Here is an 8,772-nt window from a genome sequence, read left to right on the forward strand (position 1 = left end):
GTGTTCGGCTTTCAGGGAGCCGTCGAGAGGTGATCGGCAGGTGGCTCAACGGGATTCGGCGGGCTCGGCGCCGGAGTCACTGACGATGTGCCGGGCGCCATTCGCTGGAAGCACTCCCGCCGCCCGGAACCACCGCCCTTGCCGACGTGAGCGGTGAGGCTGTCGCGCTCGGCACGGGAACCCGACCCCTGCGTCCATCGCTTGCTCTCACCTGCCGTTTCATGTTCGTCATGAATTGGTTGCCGCGTCAATTCGTCACCGCTGGCGGGCCGGACTGTACACTTCTACGCCACCCAAGCCACAGCATCGTGTGATTTGCGGGTGATGCCGACGATCCATACCGTGCCTGTACGCGCGCGGTGCGTATTGCGATCCCATATCACGTTGGGAACGACCCAATATGGAGGTAAGCGGCATGGTTTACTGTTCAAGATCGGGTTGCGCTCCCGAGGCGCCGCAGGTCTGAGGTGCCGCCGCACGGCTAGCCGGCGACGCCCAGCGCATACCATGTGCGGCCGTCGGCTGTCGCGGCCGACGCGAGTGACAAATGGTTGAGCGGCTGATTTTGCACCGGGTGGCTGGAACGGGCGGAGGGGAGTCACAATTTTCCGGGTACTGAGGCGGCTGTGGATTCCGCTGCTGGCGCTGGTGGTGATCGCCGCCGGCGGATTTACGGTGTCCCGGCTGCACGGAATCTTCGGCTCTGAGAAGCGCCCGTCGTACGCAGACACCAAGATCAACGACACCAAACCGTTCAACCCCAAAAAGCTGACGTATGAGGTCTTTGGCGCCCCGGGAACGGTGGCCGACATCAGCTACTTCGACGCCGAAGCCGAACCCCAACACATCCAGGGAGTGCCTCTGCCATGGTCGTTGCAGTTCGAGATCACTAAAGCGTCGGCGGCTGGAAGTGTCGTGGCCCAGGGCGACAGCGACAGCATCGGCTGCCGCATCGTCGTCGACGGTGAGGTCAAAGCCGAGAGGATCTCAAACGACGTGAACGCCCTCACCTTCTGCCTGTTGAAGTCGGCATGAGAGATCGAAACACAGAGCCCGTCCGGCGGCCGTTCTTCGCGCGCAACATCCATCGGCTTTCGCTGCTGATCATCTTGGCCTGGCTGGGCGTCGCCGTCGTCGTAACCGTCGGTGTCCCGCCGCTGGAGCAGGTCGAACGCGAGCATTCGGTATCACTGAGTCCGTCAGACGCGCCGTCGTACAAGGCGATGAAGCGCATGGGCGAGGACTTCCGGGAGTCGAATTCGCAGAGCGTCGCGGTGCTGGTTCTCGAAAGCGACCAACCGCTGGGCGACGAAGCACATCAGTACTACAACAACTTGATTCGCCAGCTGCGCGACGACCCGAAGCATGTGCAGCACATCCAGGATTTCTGGGGGGATCCGCTCACCGCCGGTGCGGCACAAAGCGCCGACGGTAAAGCGGCCTACGTCCAGTTGAACCTCGCCGGCAACTTGGGCTCGGCTTTGGGCAACGATTCCGTCGAATTCGTCCGCCACGTCGTCGACAGCACGCCGCCGCCGGCCGGGCTCAAGGCCTACGTCACCGGCCCCGCCCCCGTGGTGGCCGATATGGGCAAGAGCGGCAACAGAACAGTCGTTCTCATCACGGCCGTCACGTTCGCGGTCATCTTCATCATGCTGCTCATCGTCTTCCGGTCGTTCATCTCGGTGATCGTGCTGCTGCTGATGGTGGGCATTCAGCTTCAAGTAGCCCGAGGAATAGTCGCGTTCCTCGGCGACCACGAGATCGTCGGTCTCACCACATACGTCGTCAATCTCTTGGTGTCCATCGGGATCGCGGCCGGAACCGACTATGGAATCTTCTTCGCCGGCCGCTATCAAGAGGCCCGGCAAGCCGGTGAGGACCGGGAAACCGCTTACTACACCGCCTACAGCGGCGTCGCGAAAGTGGTCCTCGCTTCTGGTTTGACCATCGCCGGCGCCATCTTCTGCCTCAGCTTCACTCGCCTGCCTTATTTCCAGCCGCTGGGTGTGCCGGGCGCCGTGGGCATGCTCGTCGCGGTCGCGGTGGCGCTGACGTTGATTCCGGCTGTCATGGCCGCGGGCAGCCGCTTCGGGCTCTTCGACCCCAAGCGGCTGATCAAAACCCGGGGATGGCGGCGGATCGGCACGGCGATCGTCCGCTGGCCGGGACCGATCTTCGCAGCGACGATGGCAGTCGCGCTGATCGGTCTGTTGACGTTGCCGGGATACAACCCCAGCTACAGCGATCAGAAGTTCATCCCGAAAGACATCCCGGCCAACCTCGGGCTTGCCGCAGCCGCGCGCCATTTCCCGCAGTCGCGAATGTCGACGCCGGACATCTTGTTGATCGAGAGCGATCACGACATGCGCAATCCGACCGACTTCTTGGTGCTGAACAAATTGGCCAAGGCGGTCTTCGCGGTGCCGGGTATCTCGAGTGTGCAGGCGATCACCCGCCCGGAGGGCACGCCGATCGCGCACACGTCAATCCCGTTCATGCTCAGCATTTCTCAGGCCAGCCAGCGGTTGAACCTGCCGTTCCAGAAGAGCCGCATGAAGGATCTGCTCAAGCAGGCCGACGAGATGTCGACGACCATCAGCGTGATGCAGCGCATGTACTCCTTGATGCAGCAGATGAACGACACGACGCATCGGATGGTGGGCCAGACCCACGAGCTGCAGGAAATCACCGGAGAATTGCGGGACCACATTGCCGACTTCGACGACTTCTGGCGGCCGATCCGCAATTACTTCTATTGGGAACAGCACTGCTATGACATCCCCATCTGCTGGTCGCTGAAGGCAATCTTCGACTCGATCGACGGTGTGGACGAGATCAACGACAAGATGCAGGATCTCGTCAAGAACCTGGATGAACTCGACAGGCTGCTGCCTCAGATGCTCGCCCAGTTCCCGCCGATGATCGACATCATGCAGAGCTCGCGGACCATGATCCTGACGATGCACAGCACGATGTCCGGGATCTTCGACCAGATGGACGAGTCGACGAAGGACGCGACGGCGATGGGCAAGGCCTTCGACGCCGCCAACAACGACGACTCCTTCTACCTGCCGCCAGATGTGTTGAACAACAAGGACTTTCAGCGCATCCTGAAAGTCTTCCTGTCGCCGGACGGCAGGGCTGCGCGCATGCTCATCACGCAGCGGGGCGATCCGGCGACACCTGAGGGGATTTCGAGGGTCGACCCGATCAAGACCGCCGCCGAAGAGGCGCTGAAGGGCACTCCGCTGGAGGACTCCAAGATCTACCTCGCCGGCACGTCGGCGATGGTCAAGGACCTGGTGGACGGCTCCCGCTACGACCTGATGATCGCCGGCATCGCTGCTCTGTGCCTCATTTTCATCATCATGATGATCGTGACGCGCAGCTTCGTCGCCGCGCTGGTCATCGTGGGAACTGTGGCGCTATCGCTGGGCGCGTCATTCGGGTTATCTGTGCTCGTCTGGCAATACCTGCTGGGAATTCAAATCCACTGGGTCGTGCTCGCAATGTCGGTGATCCTGCTGTTGGCTGTGGGGTCGGACTACAACTTGCTGCTCGTGTCCCGCATGAAAGAAGAGTTACACGCCGGCCTGAATACCGGCATCGTCCGGGCGATGGCCGGTACCGGCAAGGTGGTGACGGCCGCGGGTCTGGTGTTCGCGTTCACCATGGGCTCCATGGTGGTCAGCGACCTCCTCAGCATCAGTCAGGTGGGCACCACCATCGGTATGGGTTTGTTGTTCGACACCCTGATCGTGCGTGCATTCATGACGCCGTCGATCGCTGCACTACTGGGCCGCTGGTTCTGGTGGCCGCAGCGCGTGCGGCCTCGTCCCGCGAGCACAATGCTTCGGCCGGTCGGTCCCCGTCCCTTGGTGCGTGCCCTGTTGCTGAGGGACTAGCGAAGGCCGCATGAGCACCCCACGCAATCGGCCGCCCGTCATCGCGCGGATAATTCGGCGATTCTCGCTGCCCATCGTCCTGTTCTGGATAGCGGTCACGTTGTTCACGACGCTGGCTTCGGTCGGCTGGCATTGGAAATCCGCCATCCCGGCGCTCGAGCGGGTCGGCGAACAGCATTCCGTGTCGCTGATGCCTGCGGATGCGCCCTCGGTTCGGGCCATGACACGAATCGGCCAAGACTTCCAAGAATCCGACTCGGATAGCTTCGCGATGATCGTGCTGGAGGGCCAGCAGCCACTCGGCGACGATGCCCACCAGTATTACGACGGATTGGTCCAGCAGCTCAGAGCCGACACCAAGCATGTGCAACACGTGCAGGATTTGTGGGGCGACCGGCTCACCTCGTCCAGTGTGCAAAGTCCCGACGGTAAGGCTGCCTATGTGCAGCTGAATCTGGTCGGCAACCAAGGCACGCCCTCGGGCGAAGCATCAGTGGCCGGTATCCGCAACATCGTCAACCGCACGCCGCCGCCGCCCGGCATCAACGTATTCGTCACCGGCCCCTCACCGCTGGTCTCGGATATGCAGCACAGCGGCAACAGATCCATTCTGAAAATCACGCTGGTCACCGTCGTGATCATTTTCACGATGCTGCTTCTTGTGTACCGCTCCATTCTCACCGTTGTCCTGCTGCTCGTCATGGTCGGGGTCGAATTGGCGGCGGCCAGGGGTGTCGTGGCATTTCTTGGGCATAACGACGTTTTCGTGTTGTCGACTTTTGCCGTCAACATGCTGGTCTTCCTCGCAATCGCGGCGGGAACGGACTACGGAATCTTCTTCTTCGGTCGATATCAAGAGGCACGCCAAGCCGGCGAAGACCGGGAAACGGCGTACTACAGCACGTATCGCGGCGTCGCGCCCGTCGTGCTGGCTTCCGGCTTGACCATCGCGGGGGCGATCTTCTGCCTGAGCTTCACCCGGCTGTCCTACTTCCAGACAATGGGTGTCCCGTGCGCAATCGGAATGCTTGTTGCCGTCGCGGTGGCGGTGACGCTGGTGCCGGCAGGCATTGCGCTGGGCAGCGCTGTTGGACTACTGGATCCGAAGCGCAAAATGCGGGTTCGCCGCTGGCGTGGGGTCGGCACGGCCATCGTTCGCTGGCCGGCGCCCATCCTGGCCGCTTCGTTGGCAGTCGCCTTGATCGGCCTCATTGCCTTACCCGGCTACAAAACCAGCTACAACGACCGGCTCTACATACCCGCCGACATTCCCGCCAATCTCGGGTATGCCGCCGCGGAACGGCACTTCACGCAGGCGCGCATGATGCCGGACATCGTGATGATCGAGGCCAACCACGACCTGCGCAATCCTTCGGATTTCCTGGTGCTGAACAAGGTGGCGAAGGCCCTTTTCCGGGTGCACGGTATTTCTCGCGTTCAGGGCATCACGCGGCCGGAAGGCACGCCCATCGAGCACACCTCGATCCCGTTCTTGTTGAGCGTGCAGAACGCCGGCCAGCAACAGGCCATGCAGTTCCAGCGAAAACGTATCGAGGATATGACCAAGCAGGCCGACGATCTGGGCAAGCAGATCAAGATCATGCGGGAGCAATACGCCATCCTGCAGCAGTTGGTCAGTACCACTCATCGAATGGTCGAAACCACTCATGATCTGCAAGACGTGACGGTAGAACTGCGCGATCACATAGCCGATTTCGACGACTTCTGGCGGCCTATTCGCAATTACTTCTACTGGGAACAGCACTGCTACGACATTCCGATCTGTTGGTCGCTGAGAGCGATTTTCGATTCGATCGACGGCATCGACATACTGACCGACAAGCTGCAAGACCTTGTCAAGAGCATGGACGACCTCGACACCCTGATGCCGCAGATACTTCCGGTCATCGCGGAGATGATTCCGACTTTGGAATCCATGCGTATGTCGGTACTGACCATGCACAGCACGATGTCGAGCACGTTCGCCGAAATGGACGAAACAAGCAAAGACACCGCCGCCATGGGGCAGGCGTTCGACGCGTCGAAGAACGACGACTCGTTCTATTTGCCGCCGGAGGTCTTCCAGAATCCCGACTTCCAGCGCGCGATGAAATCCTTCTTGTCGCCGGACGGCAAATCAGCGCGCTTCATCATTTCTCACAGCGGCGATCCCGCGACTCCTGAGGGCATCAAGCGCATCAACCAGCTGCAAACGGCGGCCGAGGAAGCGCTCAAGGGCACACCTCTTGTCGACGCCAAGGTCTATCTCGCCGGCACCACCGCCACAGCGAAAGACTGGCAAGACGGTTCTACCTACGACCTGTTGATTGCCGCTATTGCCGCGCTCTGCCTCGTCTTCATCATCATGCTGATCATCACGCGAGGCTTTATCGCGGCACTGGTGATCGTGGGAACGGTGGCGCTGTCGCTGGGTGCCTCGTTCGGCCTCTCAGTGCTGCTGTGGCAGTACATCCTCGGAGTCAATCTGCACTGGATGGTCCTTGCAATGTCGGTGATCATCCTGCTGGCGGTCGGCTCCGACTACAACCTGCTGCTGGTTTCCCGGATGAAAGAGGAGATAGGCGCCGGCATCAACACCGGCATCATCCGCGCCATGGGGGGCACCGGCAAGGTCGTCACCTCAGCGGGCTTGGTGTTCGCCGCGACCATGGCTTCGATGGCCGTCAGCGACTTGCGGATCATCGGTCAGATCGGCACCACGATCGGCTTGGGCCTGTTGTTCGACACGTTGATCGTGCGTTCATTCATGACGCCGTCCATTGCTGCCATCCTGGGTCGCTGGTTCTGGTGGCCGCAGCGAGTGCGTCAACGCCCCGCCAGTGCACTGCTCAGGTCGGAAGGACCCCGTCCGCTGGTGCGGTCCTTGCTTCTGAAGAACGAAGGCCGCGACGACGACGCAGTCACCGACCGGATTCCGAGGCCGTCGGTCTGACCGCTGTTGGCGCAGCGACAAATTGCGAGGGCGATGCGGAAGTCGGCACAGCACAAGCTCGTTCGCTGGTCGGTGTAACGCCGGAGCACCGGGCGGCGATGGACTGATTGGCGCCGCAATCCACGGCACCGGTTGCGTTCTGGCTGGTGTGGGCTATCGGGGCCTGAGGTTTAGAGACAGCGACTAGAGTCAATGTCATCAGCTAGAGGGAGGGATCACCTATGATCAAACGTTCTTTGAGCAAACTTGCTATCGGAGTCAGTGGTCTGGCGTTGGCGTTCACCGCTGGTGCGGGTACGGCGTCGGCGGACCCCGACCTGGGCCCCGTCGTGAACACGACTTGCTCGTACTCGCAGTGGGTGGCTGCACTCAATGCTCAGGACAAGTCGGCTGCCGCGTACTTCAACTCGTCGCCGCGGCTGCAATCGGGATTGCGCCAGTTCCTGGCCGCGCCGCCGGATGAGCGGCAGAAGATGGCCGAGAACATGATGAACGCACCGGCCAATCGACCGATCATTCCGATGCTTCAGCAGGTCTTCAACACCTGTAGCAACTACTGAGCGGTCGCCCGTCAGGGCACGCTCGACTAGAACCCCACATGGCCTTGAGCGACTGCCCGGGGCACATGTGGGGTTTTGGTTTGCGGGGGCCATCACGCCTTCGGCAGCCGTCATCATCACGCGAGGTAACGTGCGCGCAGATTGCCCGCCAGCAATGCTGAATTAACCGTATTCTTCGGCCGGTCGCGTGGCAATTTCAGGTGTCGCAAGAATTGCGGTGTGGCGCTACGGCACGGCCATACCAGTCGCCGTCGGCAGCGCGGCCTTGTCGTCGAATACGGCCGCCGAATCCCCGGTATTCTCTGACGCTGTACTTGCTCGAGAACTGCCGCATTCCACGCGTTTTCCTGGCGCGCTTCTGTGCACGACCGGCCGTGCCGGCCGAATAGCCGAGCCGACCGATTCTCCAGAGCTGGCTTTTGCCGCAGCGCGGCTCGACGCGCGCGGCTGTGGCCGCTGGGAAATGGGTGCGTTCGTCGGGAAAGCCCAAATCCAACCTGGCGCGGCCGGTACTCTCTACGCAGAGCAGCGGGTGACCCACCGCATTGGCGGCCCTCCGCATGCGCCCAGCGAACTAGTCAGCGTCAGGTTTCGAAGGTTGTCGCGTCCGCCGCGGCGTGCCTGTGCGCCACCAGCTGGCGAATTCAACTGTGCTGGCCCGAACTTCGGCGCTTCGAACCACGCTGAGCGTAAATGTCGCTTTGCTGAAGTGCCTACGCAGGGTTGTAGTGCGCGGAGCTGGAGCGCCTCCGCACACCGTGGCGGCGGTAAACCCGAGCGGCTGTGGACACTCGACGAGCGACACGGACGCGACCCACTGCGGGGTCGGGTGGCGGCGACGCGGATACCGCTATGATGTGCTGAGCACTATGATTTGACGAGCGTTTCGCGGTAAACAGCGGTAGCCGCCGAGAGCCGGCGGAAGTCCGCGGCGCCGAACGCTCGTGCAGCTAGATGCCGTACTTTCGATCACGTTGAGGGGGAACCCCAGCGTCGCCCGTGTGCCGACCTGGGATGACATGTGCAAGTTCAAGAAGTTTGCCGAAACAGGGTGCTGACCCTGTTTGGCTTCAGTATTGTTTGGGGGATTCCACCTATGTCGACTAGACGGTCTGGAGAACTATGAGCATCAATCCGTTTGACGACGACAACGGCACTTTCTACGTCTTGGTCAACGACGAAGAGCAACACAGCCTCTGGCCGACCTTCGCCGACGTTCCAGCCGGCTGGCGGGTGGTCTACGGGGAGGCGGACCGCGCCGCGTGCCTGGAGTACATCGAACAGAACTGGCCGGATATCCGCCCGAAGAGCCTTCGCGACAGGCTCGCCAAGGGTTCGGGCTCTTGACCTT

The 8,772-nt window shown here is 61.6% G+C and carries 5 protein-coding genes; all 5 read left to right on the plus strand.

Annotated features, from left to right (window positions below):
• Window positions 1-615: 615 nt before the first annotated feature.
• Entirely contained in the window at window positions 616-1,035 is a 420-nt protein-coding gene (locus AC5Y39_RS11125) for an MmpS family transport accessory protein (RefSeq protein ID WP_500017489.1), read from the plus strand.
• Complete coding sequence (locus AC5Y39_RS11130; RefSeq protein WP_500017115.1) at window positions 1,032-3,908, plus strand: MMPL/RND family transporter; 2,877 nt, start codon at window positions 1,032-1,034, stop codon at window positions 3,906-3,908. The genes AC5Y39_RS11125 and AC5Y39_RS11130 overlap by 4 nt, the downstream gene beginning before the upstream one ends.
• A 10-nt stretch (window positions 3,909-3,918) precedes the next feature.
• Window positions 3,919-6,861: an MMPL/RND family transporter gene (locus AC5Y39_RS11135; RefSeq protein ID WP_500017113.1), complete on the plus strand. Its 2,943-nt coding sequence runs from the start codon at window positions 3,919-3,921 to the stop codon at window positions 6,859-6,861.
• A gap of 236 nt (window positions 6,862-7,097) precedes the next feature.
• Window positions 7,098-7,421 carry a hemophore-related protein gene (locus AC5Y39_RS11140; protein ID WP_500048215.1) on the plus strand — a complete coding sequence of 108 codons (324 nt, stop codon included), beginning with the start codon at window positions 7,098-7,100 and terminating at the stop codon, window positions 7,419-7,421.
• Between the two features lie 1,122 nt (window positions 7,422-8,543).
• Window positions 8,544-8,768: an MbtH family protein gene (locus AC5Y39_RS11145; RefSeq protein ID WP_499909885.1), complete on the plus strand. Its 225-nt coding sequence runs from the start codon at window positions 8,544-8,546 to the stop codon at window positions 8,766-8,768.
• Window positions 8,769-8,772: the final 4 nt, after the last annotated feature.

Source organism: Mycobacterium sp. NGS39, from assembly GCF_059812765.1.